At 67.0% G+C, this 15838-nt stretch carries 14 protein-coding genes; 11 read left to right on the forward strand and 3 right to left on the reverse strand.

The genetic code is table 11. The annotated features are described in order from the left end of the window. Positions 1-27: 27 nt before the first annotated feature. Complete coding sequence (locus tag ACTU6V_RS12890) at positions 28-1227, reverse strand: class I SAM-dependent RNA methyltransferase (protein ID WP_443468929.1); 1200 nt, start codon at positions 1225-1227, stop codon at positions 28-30. Positions 1228-1267: 40 nt separating this feature from the next. On the opposite strand from ACTU6V_RS12890, the gene ACTU6V_RS12895 reads away from it, so the two are divergent. Together ACTU6V_RS12895 and ACTU6V_RS12900 are read left to right on the forward strand one after the other, a co-directional pair. Continuing rightward, positions 1268-1921, forward strand: a complete 654-nt coding sequence (locus tag ACTU6V_RS12895) for a Maf family protein (RefSeq protein WP_443475772.1) — start codon at positions 1268-1270, stop codon at positions 1919-1921. 78 nt (positions 1922-1999) lie between these two features. Next, on the forward strand, positions 2000-3763 hold the full coding sequence (locus ACTU6V_RS12900; protein ID WP_443475773.1) for an acetyl/propionyl/methylcrotonyl-CoA carboxylase subunit alpha: 1764 nt from the start codon (positions 2000-2002) through the stop codon (positions 3761-3763). 128 nt (positions 3764-3891) lie between these two features. Here the strand turns inward: ACTU6V_RS12900 and ACTU6V_RS12905 are convergent, their stop codons facing one another. Then, positions 3892-5325 (reverse strand): NAD(P)H-quinone dehydrogenase, encoded by a 1434-nt coding sequence (locus ACTU6V_RS12905; RefSeq protein ID WP_443475774.1) that lies wholly within the window; start codon positions 5323-5325, stop codon positions 3892-3894. Positions 5326-5384: 59 nt separating this feature from the next. On the opposite strand from ACTU6V_RS12905, the gene ACTU6V_RS12910 reads away from it, so the two are divergent. The 3 genes from ACTU6V_RS12910 to ACTU6V_RS12920 are packed head-to-tail and all read left to right on the forward strand — an operon-like array spanning position 5385 to position 8229. After that, the gene (locus ACTU6V_RS12910; protein WP_443475775.1) at positions 5385-6218 is read left to right on the forward strand and encodes a purine-nucleoside phosphorylase; all 834 of its coding nucleotides are present in this window, start codon (positions 5385-5387) and stop codon (positions 6216-6218) included. Beyond that, positions 6215-7900, forward strand: a complete 1686-nt coding sequence (locus tag ACTU6V_RS12915) for a phospho-sugar mutase (RefSeq protein ID WP_443475776.1) — start codon at positions 6215-6217, stop codon at positions 7898-7900. Before ACTU6V_RS12910 ends, ACTU6V_RS12915 begins: the two co-directional genes overlap by 4 nt. 50 nt (positions 7901-7950) lie before the next feature. Continuing rightward, the gene (locus ACTU6V_RS12920; RefSeq protein ID WP_443475777.1) at positions 7951-8229 is read left to right on the forward strand and encodes an HPr family phosphocarrier protein; all 279 of its coding nucleotides are present in this window, start codon (positions 7951-7953) and stop codon (positions 8227-8229) included. Between the two features lies 1 nt (position 8230). On the opposite strand, the gene ACTU6V_RS12925 is transcribed toward ACTU6V_RS12920, so the two are convergent. Further along, entirely contained in the window at positions 8231-10153 is a 1923-nt protein-coding gene (locus tag ACTU6V_RS12925; protein WP_443468936.1) for a BglG family transcription antiterminator, read from the reverse strand. A 142-nt stretch (positions 10154-10295) separates the two neighbouring features. On the opposite strand from ACTU6V_RS12925, the gene ACTU6V_RS12930 reads away from it, so the two are divergent. Genes ACTU6V_RS12930 through ACTU6V_RS12955 form a run of 6 tightly spaced genes read left to right on the forward strand, consistent with a single transcriptional unit; the run spans position 10296 to position 15780 of the window. Continuing rightward, a complete protein-coding gene (locus tag ACTU6V_RS12930; protein WP_443468937.1) occupies positions 10296-10637 on the forward strand; it encodes a PTS sugar transporter subunit IIB in 342 nt (113 codons plus the stop codon). Next, a complete protein-coding gene (locus ACTU6V_RS12935; protein ID WP_417510719.1) occupies positions 10634-10915 on the forward strand; it encodes an HPr family phosphocarrier protein in 282 nt (93 codons plus the stop codon). The genes ACTU6V_RS12930 and ACTU6V_RS12935 overlap by 4 nt, the downstream gene beginning before the upstream one ends. Continuing rightward, the gene (gene ptsP, locus ACTU6V_RS12940) at positions 10912-12597 is read left to right on the forward strand and encodes a phosphoenolpyruvate--protein phosphotransferase (RefSeq protein WP_443468938.1); all 1686 of its coding nucleotides are present in this window, start codon (positions 10912-10914) and stop codon (positions 12595-12597) included. Before ACTU6V_RS12935 ends, ptsP begins: the two co-directional genes overlap by 4 nt. Further along, a complete protein-coding gene (locus tag ACTU6V_RS12945; protein WP_443475778.1) occupies positions 12594-14207 on the forward strand; it encodes a PTS mannitol transporter subunit IIBC in 1614 nt (537 codons plus the stop codon). The genes ptsP and ACTU6V_RS12945 overlap by 4 nt, the downstream gene beginning before the upstream one ends. Next, positions 14204-14638, forward strand: a complete 435-nt coding sequence (locus ACTU6V_RS12950) for a PTS mannitol transporter subunit IIA (RefSeq protein ID WP_443475779.1) — start codon at positions 14204-14206, stop codon at positions 14636-14638. The genes ACTU6V_RS12945 and ACTU6V_RS12950 overlap by 4 nt, the downstream gene beginning before the upstream one ends. Then, positions 14635-15780 (forward strand): mannitol-1-phosphate 5-dehydrogenase, encoded by a 1146-nt coding sequence (locus tag ACTU6V_RS12955; RefSeq protein ID WP_443475780.1) that lies wholly within the window; start codon positions 14635-14637, stop codon positions 15778-15780. Before ACTU6V_RS12950 ends, ACTU6V_RS12955 begins: the two co-directional genes overlap by 4 nt. The last annotated feature ends 58 nt before the right edge of the window (positions 15781-15838 follow it).

A 15838-nucleotide genomic window follows, 5' to 3' on the forward strand; every position in this document is an offset into this window, starting at 1 on the left:
GCACCATGCTATCGATCTGCTGAACGATCACCGACTCAGAAGCGCAATGGTCTCGAAGTGGTGGGAATGCGGGAAGAGATCGAACGCCTCCAGCGACTCCACATTCCAGCCGAGCTGACGGAACGTGCCGAGGTCGCGTGCGAGCGCGACAGGGTCGCAGGCGACGTACACGACGGCATCCGGGTTCAGTGCGTGCACGCCTTCGACGACCGCGCGTCCCGCACCCGCACGCGGCGGGTCGAGCACGATGGTCCCGGCCTGAGCGCCATCGGAGAGCGACGCAAGATAGCGATCCACCCGCGCGGTCACGGCAGCGGCCCCGAAGTCCGCAAGGTTCTCACGGGCGTGAGCTGTGGCGCGCGCGCTGGACTCGACGGTCACGATGTCGGTGGCGCCAGCAGCGGCCAGTGAGGAGGCCAGCAGGCCGACGCCTCCGTAGAGGTCGAAGTGGGTGGCATTCGAATCGACGCGACCGGCGAGCGCCGTCCTGATCGCAGAATCGAGAATCGCTGCCGCTCCCTGATGCACCTGCCAGAATCCGTCAGCATCCACCTGGAACGAGCGGCCTCCGACGCGCTCGACGATGACCTGCGGCGCCGGACGCTTGCCGCGTTCGGGGCGCCGCAGCACGTGCACGGTGCCATCCGAGGATTCGACCAGGTCGATGCGACCGGGCTTGGCGTTCCGCAGCGACAGTGCCTCGGCTGCCACTGTCGGGCGCGCCAGCGGGTGCGACGAGACCGGAACCACGCGGTGGCTGCGCGCCGCATAGGGGCCCACGATTCCATCGGCATCGACGTGCAGCGACACACGTGTGCGCCACCCCGTGCCATCGGTGTCATCGATTGCACTGACCGACGGCGCCTCCAGCCCTTCTCCTGCGAACTTGTCCAGCGCCTCGGAGAGCACCTGCTTCTTGAGCACGCGCTGGTGCTCGAGATCAATGTGACCGAGATCCGCGCCTCCCGCGCGCTCTTCGGGATCGTGCGACATATCGGCCTCGGGCCAGATATGTGCGCGGCGGTGCGGCGAGGCCTCCAGCACTTCAATCGTCTCAGCGCGCCAGAACGACGACTTCGCGTTGTCGGTGACCCGCGCGCGCACCCGCTCCCCGGGGATGGCATCCGAGACGAAGACCACCCGCCCTTCGTGTCGAGCGATGAACGTGCCGCCGTGAGCGATACCGGTGATGTCGAGATCGAGCGATGCGGGTGCGGAAGAGGCCATCCTTCGAGGATACGGTTCCCAGAGCGATACCGTGGTCGCTATGCAGGTCTGTCTCGCCTCCACCTCTCCCGCCCGTCTGATGCTGCTGCGCCAGGTGGGGATCGAACCGCTCACGCACGCACCGAGGACAGATGAGGAAGCGGTCACCGCAGAGGCCGTCACGGCCCGAGGAGCAGACCTCCCGCCTGACGAACTGGTGCTGCTGCTCGCACGTGCCAAAGCCGCCGATGTCGCGCAGAGTCTTCGTGATGAGGATCCTGCTTTCGATGGCATCGTGATCGGCGGCGACTCGATGTTCGCGCTCGGCGGCCGCGTCTTCGGCAAGCCCTACACCGAGGCGGAGGCGGCCAGGCGCTGGCGCGAGATGCGCGGTGCCACTGGCGTGCTGCACTCTGGACATTCGGTCTTCCGCATCCAGCCGGGCCGTGAACTGCGAGAGGCGACGGCTGTGGCCGAAGCATCCGTCACTTTCGCCGACGACATCACCGACGACGAGATCGCCGCCTATGTGGCGAGCGGGGAGCCGCTGCACGTTGCCGGCGCCTTCACCGTCGACAGCCTCGGCGGAGCATTCATCACCCGGGTCGAGGGCGACCCCTCCACCGTGGTGGGCATGTCGCTGTCCACCATCCGCCGTCTCGCTCGCCAGCTCGACGTGTCGTGGACAGATCTGTGGTCCACGCAGCAGTCATAGACATTCCGCTACGTTTTTCTGCATTTCTTGTCGATACTGCTCAAAATTATCGAGCTTCTTCTCGCTAGGCTGACACTCATGCCCATCGACAAGGTGCTCATCGCCAACCGCGGTGAGATCGCCGTACGCATCATCCGTGCCGCCCGCGATTCCGGAATCTCCTCGGTCGCCGTCTACGCCGAGCAGGACCGTGATGCACTGCACTCGCGCCTCGCCGACGAGGCGTACTCGCTCGAGGGCGACACGAGCGCATCGACCTATCTGCAGATCGACAAGATCCTCTCGATCGCGCGACGCTCAGGAGCCGACGCGGTGCACCCCGGCTACGGATTCCTCGCCGAGAACGCCGACTTCGCTCGCGCCGTGATCGGCGCGGGCATGATCTGGATCGGTCCGTCCCCCGAGGCGATCGAGTCGCTCGGAGACAAGGTCACCGCGCGCCACGTCGCTGAGAAGGTCGGCGCGCCACTCGCGCCCGGCACGCCAGGGCCCGTCGAAACAGCAGACGAGGTCATCGCTTTCGCCAAGGAGCACGGTCTTCCGATCGCGATCAAGGCTGCGTACGGCGGCGGCGGTCGCGGCCTCAAGGTCGCCCGCGAGCTCGATGAGGTCGCAGAGCTCTTCGAGTCGGCCACTCGTGAGGCTGTCGCAGCCTTCGGCCGCGGCGAGTGCTTCGTCGAGAAGTACCTCGACAAGCCGCGTCACGTCGAGACCCAGTGCCTGGCGGATGCCGAGGGCAACGTCGTCGTGATCTCCACGCGCGACTGCTCGCTTCAGCGCCGCCACCAGAAGCTCGTCGAAGAGGCACCGGCACCGTTCCTCACCGAGGAGCAGAACGCGCAGCTGTACACAGCATCCAAGGCCATCCTGAAAGAGGTCGGCTACGTCGGCGCCGGAACCTGCGAGTTCCTCATCGGCGCAGACGGCACGGTGTCGTTCCTCGAGGTGAACACCCGCCTGCAGGTCGAGCACCCGGTCTCTGAAGAGGTCACCGGCATCGACCTCGTGCGCGAACAGTTCCGCATCGCCGCAGGCGGAACGATCGACTACGACGACCCGAAGCCGCAGGGGCACTCCTTCGAGTTCCGCATCAACGGCGAGGACCCCGGTCGCGGGTTCCTCCCCCAGCCCGGCCCGATCCACATCTTCAAGACCTTCGGCGGTCCCGGCATCCGTCTCGACTCCGGCGTGACCGCCGGCGATTCCGTCTCAGGTGCGTTCGACTCGCTGCTGGCGAAGATCATCGTCACCGGGCGCGACCGTGCCGAGGCTCTCGAGCGCGCGCGCCGTGCGCTCGATGAGTTCGAGGTCGCAGGACTCCCCACGGTCCTGCCCTTCCACCGCAAGGTCGTTCGGGATGCCGCATTCACCGCGGAAGACGGCAATTTCGGCATCTTCACCCGCTGGATCGAGACGGAGTTCGACAACGACATCCCGGCCTGGGACGGCGAGCTCGAAGAGCCGACCGCGACGGAGACCCGCCACACCGTGGTCGTCGAGGTCGCCGGCAAGCGCCTCGAGGTGAGCCTGCCCGACCGCGTGACGGTCGCCGCCGGCACCACCGGCCGCCCGGCGGCTGTTCCCCCGTCGCGCAGGAGCCACTCCATGACCGCGTCAGCCGGAGCATCCGGCGACGCCGTGAAGTCGCCCATGCAGGCCACGATCGTCAAGGTCGCTGTCGAGGAAGGACAGCAGGTCGTCAAGGGCGATCTGGTCGTCGTCCTCGAAGCGATGAAGATGGAGCAGCCGCTGCAGGCGCACAAGGACGGCGTCATCGGCAGCATCAGTGCGGCCCCTGGCGCCACGGTCTCCGCCGGGCACCAGCTTCTCACCATCTCCTAGACCATCTCCTAGACCATCTCCTAGACCACGAGACCCCCACTTACCGCCGAGACCCCTTGCTGCCGACGTCGGCAGCATGGGGTCTCGGCGCGAAGAAGGGGTCTCGGCGCCGAAGACGGGGGCGCACGTTACGAGATGTTCACCAGGTGCATCGCGCGAGAGGCATCCGTGATGCTCGACGACAGCGAGGGGTACGCGGCGAAGACGCGCGAGACCTGGTCGACCGTCAGGCGACGCTCGACGGCGACGGCGAGCGGATAGATCAGCTCGGATGCCTTCGGCGCGACGATCACTCCACCGATCACGGTTCCGGAGCCCTTGCGGGCGATGATCTTCACGAAGCCGTCCTTGATGCCCATCATCTTCGCCCGCGGGTTCGCGGCGAGCGGCAGCTTGTACACCAGCCCGTCCATCTGCTCGAGGTCCTTCTCACCCCAGCCGACGGTTGCGATCTCGGGAGCGGTGAAGATGTTCGAGGTGATCTTGACCTTCTCGAGCGGGATGACGATGTCGCCGAGTGCGTGGAACACGGCGGTGCGGCCCTGCATGGATGCCACGGATGCCAGCGGGAAGAAGTTCGTGCAGTCGCCCGCAGCGTAGATGTTCGGCACAGAGGTGCGCGCGACCTTGTTGACCCGCACGTGGCCGGACTCGGTCAGCTCGACTCCGGCCTCTTCGAGCCCGATGTCTGCAGTGTTCGGAATCGACCCGACCGCCATCAGGCAGTGGCTGCCCTCGACTGTGCGCCCGTCGGACAGCGTGACGAGCACACCGGCCTCGGTGCGCTCGACCGTGTTCGCACGGGACTTCGACAGCACGGTCATTCCGCCTCTGGTGAAGACGTTCTCCAGCACGTGAGCGGCATCGGGATCCTCGCCGGGGAGAACCTGATCGCGGCTGGAGATCAGCGTCACCTTCGCGCCGAGGTTCATGTAGGCGGATGCGAACTCCGCACCGGTGACTCCAGAGCCGACCACGATGAGGTGCTCCGGCAGAGCCTTCATGTCGTAAAGCTGAGTCCAGGTGAGGATGCGCTCGCCATCGGGCTTCGCAGAATCGAGCTCGCGCGGCGATGCGCCCACCGAGACGACGATCGTGTCGGCCTCGATGCGGTCGAAGTCCGTGCCGCCGACGCCGGTCGAGACGACGATCGCGTTCGGTCCTTCAAGACGTCCGTGGCCGGAGAGAATGCGCACACCGGACTCGAGCAGCGTGGAGCGCATGTCCTCTGACTGCTGGCCAGCCAGAGCGAGCAGACGCTTGTTGACCGCGGCGAGGTTGATCGCGATCTCAGGCTTGAGCGGTCGACCATTCGAACCCTTGGCATAGAACTGCACACCGAGGTCGCTGGCCTCTGCGATCGCGACTGCGGCATCGGCCGTGGCGATGAGACTCTTGGACGGGACGACATCGGTCAGCACGGCGGATCCGCCGACACCCACTCGCTCGACGAGGGTCACCTCTGCTCCGAGCTGAGCGGCGGCCAGGGCCGCCTCGTATCCGCCGGGGCCGCCGCCGAGGACAGCAACACGCTGAGTGCGCTCAAAAGGAGTCGAAGACATGGCTTCTATTCTCCCGCAATCCTCGCTGAGCAGGTGCCACCTTCCATAGAGTGGGATGCATGACCGAGATCCACATCAATCCCCTCGACGTTCCGGACGCAGACCCGTTCGAGATCGCAGCCCGCGCCGCGGCAGACATCGCCCGGCTCACCGGCGTCGAGAAGCATGACATCGCCCTCACGCTCGGCAGCGGCTGGGGCCGCGCCGCAGAGCTCATCGGCGAGACCGTCGCCACCGTCCCCGCAACCGAGGTCGCCGGCTTCTCCAAGCCCGCCCTCGAGGGCCACGTCGGCACTCTGCGCAGCATCCGCACGCCAGAGGGCAAGAACGTCCTCGTGATCGGTGCGCGCACCCACTACTACGAGGACCACGGCGTCCGCCGGGTCGTCCACAGCGTCCGCACCGCCGCGGCCACCGGTGCCGCGATCATGGTGCTCACCAACGGCGCCGGCGGCATCCGCGAGACCTGGAAGCCCGGCCAGCCAGTGCTCATCAGCGATCACATCAACCTCACCGCCGACTCCCCTCTCGAGGGCGCGACCTTCGTCGACCTCACGGATCTCTACTCGAAGCGTCTGCGCGACATCGCTCATACGATCGACCCTTCGCTCGATGAGGGCGTGTACACCCAGTTCCGCGGCCCGCACTACGAGACCCCTGCAGAAGTGCAGATGGCGAAGATCATCGGCGGCGACATCGTCGGAATGTCGACGGCACTCGAAGCGATCGCCGCACGCGAAGCAGGCATGGAGGTGCTCGGCTTCTCGCTGATCACGAACCTCGCCGCCGGCATCCAGAAGACGCCGCTGAGCCACGCAGAGGTCATCGAGGCAGGCAAGGAAGCGGAGCCGGTGATCTCGGCGCTGCTCGCACGCGTGGTGGAGGCGCTGTGAGCATCGGCGACGCCGTTGACGCTCGGCTCGCGCAGGCGCGGGCCTGGCTCCGCCAGGATCCGGATGCCGAGACCCGCGACGAGCTCGCCGGTCTCATCACCCGTGCAGCCTCAGGAGATGAGACCGCATGTCACGACCTCGACGACCGCTTCCGTACCCGTCTCGCCTTCGGCACCGCGGGACTGCGCGGCGCGCTCGGTGCCGGCAGCAACCGGATGAACCGCGTGCTCGTCTCGCAGGCGGCTGCGGGGTTCGCCGCGTACCTGCACAGACGCGCGCAGGGGCAGACTCCCACAGTGGTGATCGGCTACGACGGCCGGCGGAACTCGCGCCGGTTCGCTCAGGACTCCGCCGAGATCTTCGCAGGTGCCGGTCTGAAGGCGATTCTGCTGCCCCGACTGCTCCCGACACCGGTGTTGGCGTTCGCCGTGCGTCATCTCGGCGCCGATGCCGGCATCATGGTGACCGCGAGCCACAACCCGCCCAATGACAACGGGTACAAGGTCTACCTCGGCGGCGCGGAGGACGGATCGCAGATCGTGTCGCCTGCGGACGCCGAGATCGCCTCGTACATCGAGCGCGTAGCGGAAGCCGGAGACATCGGCATCCTTCCGCGTTCCACACAGTACGAGATAGCCGCTGAGGACGTCATCGAGGCGTACGTCGCCGCGACGGCGGCCATCGCCCCCGCTCCGGCGGCGGCTCGTGGACTCACCTGGGTCTACACGGCCATGCACGGAGTCGGGTGGGAGACGTTCGCGCGCATCATCGATGCGGCGGGCTACCCGCGCCCGAAGACGGTGGGCGAGCAGCTGAACCCCGATGCGACGTTCCGCACCGTCGCGTTCCCCAACCCCGAAGAACCCGGTGCGATGGATCTCGCATTCGCTGCGGGTCGCCGAACGCGCGCGGATTTCATCCTCGCCAATGACCCGGATGCTGACCGCCTGGCGGTGGCGATCCCCGATGAGTCCGCGAAGGGCGGTTGGCGACGGCTCACCGGCAACGAGATCGGGCTGCTGCTGGGCGCACGTGCCGCACGCGCAGCCGAAGGGACAGCCGGTGCGTCACTGGCGTGCTCACTGGTCTCCTCCCCCGGTCTCGGTGCGATCGCCGCGCACCACGACCTCGACTTCCACGAGACGCTGACCGGCTTCAAATGGATCTCCCGCGCACCGGGGATGGTCTTCGGCTTCGAAGAGGCGCTCGGGTATCTCGTGAACCCCGAGACCGTCCGCGACAAAGACGGCATCTCCGCGGCCGTCGCCGTGCTCGGGCTCGCAGCCGAGGCGCGCGAGCGCGGAGAGACTCTGGCTGACCAGCTGGCTCAGCTGGGCGAGACCTACGGGCACTTCGCAAGCGGCCAGGTGTCTGTGCGCGTGGATGACCTGTCGATCATCGGCAAGGTGATGCTGTCGCTGCGCACGCTTCCGCCCACGCACATCGGCAGCGCACAGGTGGAGGCGGTCGAAGACCTGCTCCAGGCTGCGCCACGTCTCCCCTCCGGTGATGTGCTGCGGTACCGTCTCACCGGCGGCACCCGTGTCATCGTCCGCCCCAGCGGCACCGAACCCAAGCTCAAGGTGTACATCGACGCGCAGGCGGCATCGGCGGCTGAGGCGACCGAGACCGTCGCTGAAGCCGAGGCGGGGGTCAGAGCGCTGCTGGAGGAGCGATCCTGACAGCAGGGCGGTTATCGCCCTCATCACCTGAGCACGGCTAGCATCGCCATATGCTCATCCGAACCGTGACCATCAGCGCGCAGGGTGGCGCGCATGCCCGGCCAGTCGCCGAATTGGTGCGTCTGGCACAGGGACATGCGCCCACAGTGACGCTGCGCGTCGCCGATGGTCGCGAAACGGATCTCACCAGTGTGCTGGCCGTCATGGACCTCGCGCTGGAGCTCGGCGACGAGGTCGTACTGCAGGTCGCGGATGCACCGGGCTCAGACGCGCTGCTGGACGACCTGGTTGCCGTGCTTGCTCCCACCCCGGAGCTGACCGAGCGCTGACTCAGCCGTCGATGACGGCGACGAGTTCGTCGAGGAACGCTTCGAACGTGGTTCCGCGCCGAACGATGCGCTGCACGCTCTCGCGCTCGCTGAAGACCTCGACCAGCTGCTCGAACACGGTCTGGAACGCTGCTCGGTCGCTCTCGCTGAAGGCGGCGAGCGCGACGACCTGAACCCGTCCGTCGCCCCAGGCGACCGAACCGTCTGCCACGCCGATGGCGATGGCTGTGCGCTCGGCGGTCATCTGCAGCGCGTGCGGCACGGCGAACGCATCGGTGAAAGCGGTCGAGGACATCTGCTCTCTGGCGATGGTGTTCTCGATGTAATCGTCACCGATCAGACCGGATGCGCTCAGCATCCCGCCGAGCCGCCGGATGATGGCCTCTTCGCCCTCGTCGGGGAGCGGGCGCACGAACGCGCCCGGCGAGAAGTAGCGGGCGAGTTCTGCGCGCAGCCGGTTCAGCCGCCGTGCGCGCCGGATGCGTGCGGCGGCCTGCGATACCCGCTCGACATCGGCATCGGTGAGGAACGGCTGGATGCGCACGTAGTGCTCGCCACTGGCACCGGGGTCGATCGTGGTGAGGACGAGGTCGGTATCGATACTCGCCCAGTCGGGGTCGACGGTGGTGACCACACCGGTCACCTCGACGGAGGTGCCGAGCGAGCGGTCGACGCTCGATCGCAGCAGTTCGTGCAGTTCGTAGTAGCCGGGGCACACGATCGTCGCCGTGAGGATCGACTCGGCTTTGCGGCTGCGCTCGAGCCTGCCACCGATGTGCATCGCGATGTAGGCGATCTCATCGTCGTGGATGGGAACGCCCAGCCGGTCGTGCAGTCCGCTCGCGATCGAGACCGCAACCTCGAAGATCATCGGATACGACGCCTTCAACGAGCGCGTGAGCGGGTTGCGGCTCCACGCCTGCTCCTGTGCACGGCGCAGCAGGTTCTGCACGTGTAGAGCGAGTCGGAGGATGAATTTCTCGTCGATCAGATCGACCTGATAGTCGACGGCTGCCTGCACGATCTCGGCGCGCACTGCCCCTTCGATCGCCGGTTCCACGCCGCTGCGCACGGCGTCGGCTGCGGCGTCCTGCCCTGGCGCGATCGCGCGAGTGAGCACCAGCGTTGCGAGATGGGCGCTGTCGCCGCCGCGCAGCGAGACGCCGAAGTGCTCGGACGCCAGGTCGCTGATCACCGCACCCAACTTGGGAATCTCCTCCCAGGTTCCGCCGGGCGAGGCCTCCAGGGCCCGCCCTGCAGAGACGCGGTCCGCAGCGATCGCAATGTGCAGCAGCACGTCAGAGATCGCCAGCTCGTTCACGTAATAGCCGAGGGCACTCAGCTCACGTACGAGAGCGGTCTTGAACGGAGCGACAGCGTGTGCGGCGACGGCTGTTCCGGTGAGGGCGCGGCGGATGCTCTCCGGATGGAAGGACCCGGCATCCATCTCGTCATGGGCGAGGCGACTGAGGAGGCGGCGCTGCGCGACCTCTGACCCGCGCAGCCGAGCCCGCTCTCGGTCGCGCTCCAGACTCAGATCCATGCCGTCGAGAAGCCCGCGCACCCTGGCGAGGTCGGCTTCGAGCGTCGCCTCACTGACGTGCATGGCATCGGCGGTCTCGTAGACATCGATGCCGTCCGAGGCATCCAACAGCATGCGCACCAGGGAGTGCAGGCGATCCCGCGGCGCCGACTCCCCCGCCGCGCGCGTGCGGAGGGCATCGTGCGCTCCGGGACCAGGGCGATAGCCCGCGGGGCTGGACTCGACGGCATCCGCCTCGGGCACACGGGTGTTGAGAGCTGCGACATAGGAGCGGATGCTGCGCGGTGTCACCCCCAGCAGATCGGCGAGGCTGGCGGCGGTTGCCCACTCGTCCTGTCGGAGCAGGGTCTGCAGGAGCCGGTCCTGGCGCTGTCGCGACATGTGACCCATGATGCCAGCACTGCACCCGCCTGGGGCGGAAGCGCATGTTCCGCAGGGGCGGAAGAGAACGTGGTGGCAACACTCCCAGCTGTTTCCCAGAATGAAGAGAGCCTTGCGGAGGCGGGCGAAAGAGGTGGAATCAATGAAGATCCTGGTGGTGTGCGGCGCGGGAGCGTCGAGCACTTTCGTCGCTCAGCGTCTGCGGCGCGCGGCGATGCTGGCCGGCCTGGACTGGCAGACCTCGGCGGGAGCAGAGACGAGCGTGAGTGCGGCGCATGCGGATCTCGTACTCATCGGCCCCCATCTCGCCGATCGCGTCGATGTGATCCGAAGCGCCACCACCGCACAGATCGCGCTCCTCCCCGACGATGTCTTCCGCGATCGGGAGGGCACTCAGACGCTCTCGATCGCCGAGGCGGCTCTGTCCGGCGCCACAAGCGATTCCCCATCCCCCGCGAAATCCACCGCGAAAGGAAGATCATGACCGAGATCTCACGCACTGTCCGCATCGGCTCCTCCCACGGACTGCACGCCAGGCCGGCGAAGCTCTTCGCACAGGCTGCGAAGGAATCCGGCATTCCCGTCACGATCGCAAAGGGCGACGGCAAAGCAGTCAATGCCGCCAGCATCCTCGGCGTCATCGCACTGGCAGTTGAGCACGGTGACTACGTGACGCTGACGGCAGACGGCGAAGGCGCCGAGGCAGTGCTGGATGCTCTGACTGAGCTGCTCACCACCGATCATGACCAGGAGACGGCATGACCGAGCTGCGAGGAGTCGGTATCGGTCTGGGCGTCGCTCAGGGACCGGTCGTCCGCATGGCGGAGGCTCTGCCTGCCCCCGACAAGACGTCGAGCACCGCGGGTGCCGATGCCGAGCGGGCACGTGCGCGCGAGGCAGTCGCTGCTGTCGCCGCGGAGCTGATGCAGCGCGGCGAGTCTGCCGGAGGATCGGCGCAAGAGGTCCTTGAGGCGCAGGCGATGATCGCCGAGGACCCCACGCTGCAGGACGAAGTCGACGCACGCCTCGATGACGGCGGCACCGCCGAATGGGCTGTCTATGACGCGTTCGAGGGCTTCAAAGCCACTCTCGAGGCCGTCGGCGGATACCTCGGCGAGCGCGCCGCAGACCTTGACGACATCGCCCAGCGTGTTCTCGCGCACCTGCGTGGCGTGGCCGCACCTGGCGTCCCCGACCCCGGCCATCCGTTCGTGCTGATCGCGCGCGATCTGGCCCCCGCCGACACCGCGCTGTTGAACCTCGAGCAGGTACTCGCTCTGGTCACCTCCGATGGAGGACCGACCTCGCACACCGCCATCCTCGCGAGAGAGAAGGGCATCGTCGCCGTCGTGGGGGCCGCCGACGCCGCCTCGCTCCACAATGGCCAGACGGTGATCGTGGATGCCGCGGCGGGCGCAGTCACGACCGATCCTTCTGCCGAGCAGCTCACGCGGGCTGCCGCCCGCGCTGCCGAGCGCGCAGCGTCGATCGACGCTCCGCCCTCGCCCGGCGCACTCGCGGACGGCACCGCGATCGCTCTGCTCGCTAATCTCGGCAAGCCCGCCGACGCTGCCGATGCGGTAGCCCGCGGCGCCGAAGGCGTTGGCCTGTTCCGCACCGAGTTCCTCTTCCTCTCGTCAGCGCAGGCGCCGACCATCGCAGAGCAGCGCACGGCATACACGGAGCTGCTCGAAGCATTCCCCGGCAAGAAGGTCGTCGTGCGCATGCTCGACGCCGGAGCCGACAAGCCGCTCGCGTTCTTGAACGACGCGCACGAGGAGAACCCTGCCCTGGGCCTGCGAGGTCTTCGCTCGCTGCGGGCAAGCGAAGACATTCTTCGCGAGCAGCTCACTGCCCTCGCCGAGGCAGATGCCGCAACCGCCGCCGATCTGTGGGTCATGGCGCCGATGGTGGCAACAGTCGAGGAGACGAAGTACTTCACCTCTCTCGCCAGAGAGTACGGGATCAAGACTGCCGGCGTCATGGTCGAGATTCCGGCGAGCGCCCTGCTCGCCGACCGAGTGCTCGCGCACACTGATTTCGCTTCGATCGGCACGAACGACCTCACCCAATACACGATGGCAGCCGACCGCATGCTCGGTTCGGTCGCGAACCTTCAGGACCCGTGGCACCCCGCCGTACTGCGGCTGGTCGGCGAGGTGGGCGCTGCCGGCGCCCGCGCGAGTAAGCCGGTAGGCGTTTGCGGTGAGGCTGCCGCAGACCCTCTGCTGGCTGTCGTCCTGGTCGGCCTGGGCGCCACGAGCCTGTCGATGGCGCCGGCGGCCCTGGCCGATGTTCGGCTCGCGCTCTCCGAGCGCACCCTCGACGAGGCACGGAGCCTCGCCGAGATCGCACTTGCGGCGGATGACGCAGCAAGTGCACGCACTGCCGTGGCCGATGCCGTGGCAGCCCTCTCCCCCCACCAGAAAGAGAAGAAATCATGACGACGACGTCACCGACCAAGCCTGGGGGCGCCCGCGTCGCGGTGCAGCGCTTCGGCACGTTCCTGTCCGGCATGATCATGCCGAACATCGCGGCGTTCATCGCCTGGGGCTTCATCACGATGCTCTTCATACCCGCCGGATTCTTCGGCGCGGACAGCCCCTTCGGCTGGCATTGGGCGCCGGTCGCTGAGATCATCGGCGGTGGCGGCGACGCTGCCACGATCCAATGGGAGGGCGCGATGACCGCGCTCGCCGAGGGCGACGGAGGCAACTTCTTCGCCTATGTCGGCCTCGTCGGCCCGATGATCACCTACCTGCTCCCGCTGCTCATCGCGAACATGGGTGGGCGAATGGTCTACGGCGAGCGCGGCGGTGTGGTCGCGACGATCGCCACGATGGGCGTCATCGTCGGAACCAACATCCCGATGTTCCTGGGTGCGATGATCATGGGACCGCTGGCAGCCTGGATCACCAAGCAGATGGACAGGCTCTGGGACGGCAAGATCAAGGCCGGCTTCGAGATGCTGGTCAACAACTTCTCCGCCGGCATCCTCGGCATGGTCCTCGCCGTCGTCGGCTTCTTCACGTTCGGTCCGGTCATGCTCGGCATCAGCGCCGCACTCGGCACGGCCGTCGACTGGCTGGTCAACCTGCAGTTGCTGCCGCTCGTGTCTATCATCGTGGAGCCCGCGAAGGTGCTCTTCCTCAACAACGCGATCAACCACGGCGTCTTCACCCCGCTCGGCATCGAGCAGGCTGCGGAGACCGGGAAGTCGATCCTCTTCCTCATCGAGGCGAACCCCGGCCCCGGCCTCGGCCTCCTCATGGCATTCACGTTCTTCGGTGTGGGTGCGGCGAAGGCCTCGGCTCCCGGTGCTGCCATCATCCAGTTCTTCGGTGGCATCCACGAGATCTACTTCCCCTACGCGCTCAGCAAGCCGATGACGATCCTCGCGCTCATCGCCGGTGGCGCCTCTGGTGTGGCGACGAACATGCTGCTGAACGGCGGACTTGGCTTCCCTGCAGCTCCCGGCAGCATCATCGCCGTGACGGCGGCAGCGATCGGCGGCGGCGTCGGCAACCTGCTCGTCGTGTACCTCTCGGTCGTCATCGCCGCCGTGGTCACCTTCCTGCTCACCGGAATCATCCTGCGGTCATCCCGGAAGCGCGACCTCGCTGCTGAGGGCGACACCTTCGGTGCCGCGATCGCGCAGACCGAGGCCAACAAGGGCAAGAAATCCGAGCACCTGTCGAACCTGGCATCAGCAAGCGCTCCTGCGACCACGGCCACGGCCACGGCCGTCGCCACCGCGCCGATCGAGAACATCGTGTTCGCCTGCGACGCGGGAATGGGGTCTTCTGCAATGGGTGCGAGCGTACTGCGCAACAAGCTGAAGAAAGCGGGAATCACCGATGTCAACGTCACCAACCAGGCGATCGCGAACCTCGATGGCACTGCCGATCTCGTGATCACCCAGCAGCAGCTGACCGACCGAGCGAAGGACAAGTCCCCGACCTCGATCCACATCTCGGTCGACAACTTCATGAATGCACCGCAGTATGAAGAGGTCGTCGAGATGGTTCAATCTCAGAAGGAGGGACAGCAATGAGCGTCCTCACAATCGGCCAGGTTCGGATCCACCCTGGCGCCATCACTCAGGATGAGGCCCTGCAGGAGGCGACCGACATCCTCGTCGCCGCAGGGGCCGTCACCCCCGCCTACGTCGACGCGATGAAGCTGCGCGAAGAAACGGTGTCGACGTTCATGGGGAACGGCCTGGCCATCCCCCACGGCACGAACGAGACCAAAGAGGCGATCCTCGCCTCTGGACTGTCTGTGGTCCGCTATGACGGTGGCGTGGACTGGGCCGGAGAGCAGGCGACGTTCGTGATCGGCATCGCCGGGCGCGGCGATGAGCATCTCGAGATCCTTTCGCAGATCGCGATCCTGTTCTCGGACGAGGATGATGTCGCGAAGCTCAACGCGGCGCAGACCCCGGACGAGCTGTTCGCACTCCTATCGGCGGTGAACGAGGCATGAAAGCCGTCCACTTCGGCGCCGGCAACATCGGGCGCGGCTTCGTCGGACTGCTGCTGCACGAGGGCGGGTATGACCTCGTCTTCTCCGACGTTGCCGGCGCCCTGGTGGACGCCATCAACTCGACCGACTCCTACACGGTGCACGAGGCGGGACCAGGGGGTGTCGATCGCGTCGTCACGGGGTACCGCGCGGTAAACAGCGCGGAGGACCCGGATGCCGTGGCTGACGAGGTCGCGACAGCCGACGTCGTCACCTGTGCCGTCGGGCCGACCGTGCTGCGCTTCATCGCCCCGGCGATCGCTGCGGGGCTGGCTCGCCGTTCCGCCGACCTCGACCCGCTTCAGGTCATGGCGTGCGAGAACGCGATCGGCGCGACAGATCAGCTGCGCGCCGAGATCGAGAAGATCGACGCGGATGCCGCCGGCCGTGCGGTCTTCGCGAACACCGCCGTCGATCGCATCGTGCCTGCCCAGCCAGCTGATGGCGGCGTCGATGTGACGGTGGAGCCGTATTTCGAGTGGGCGATCGAGCAGGGGCCGTTCGCCGGTCGTCTGCCGAACATTCCTGGTGCGCATTTCGTCGATGATCTCGGGCCGTATATCGAGCGAAAGCTCTTCACGGTCAACACCGGGCATGCGGCTACGGCGTACTTCGGTGCGCTGGCGGGCATCGAGCGCATCTCCGACGCGCTCGCGGATCCGTCGATCGCCTCGCGCGTCGAGGCTGCGCTGCAGGAGACCTCCGCGATGCTTGCGGCAGTACACGGTCTGGACCCCGCCGAGCTCGCCGCATACCGGGCGACGATCCTCGACCGGTTCCGCAATCCTGAGCTGGTCGACACCGTGCAGCGGGTCGGCCGCCAGCCGTTGCGGAAGCTGTCGCGACACGAGCGCTTCATCGGTCCTGCCACTCAAGCGGCAGAGCGCGGTCTGAGCACTGATGCGCTGATCGCCGCCGTCGGCGCTGCCCTGGCTTTCGATGATCCCTCCGATGAGCAGTCCGTCGAACTGCAGCGGCTGCTCCGCAGCGAGGACGGGTACGCGTTGACCGCTGCGGTGACGGGGCTGGAGCCGGAGCATCCGCTCTTCGATGCCGCGCACGCGGCATTCGTGACGCGCCAGTACGAGCTGCGCGACGCCTGATTCACTCTCCGCGCCACATTTCAGTTAGGGTCGATTAGCTGGGGGGCGCAGATCAAGC

Source organism: Microbacterium zouquanmingi, from assembly GCF_052266675.1.
Classification (GTDB): domain Bacteria; phylum Actinomycetota; class Actinomycetes; order Actinomycetales; family Microbacteriaceae; genus Microbacterium.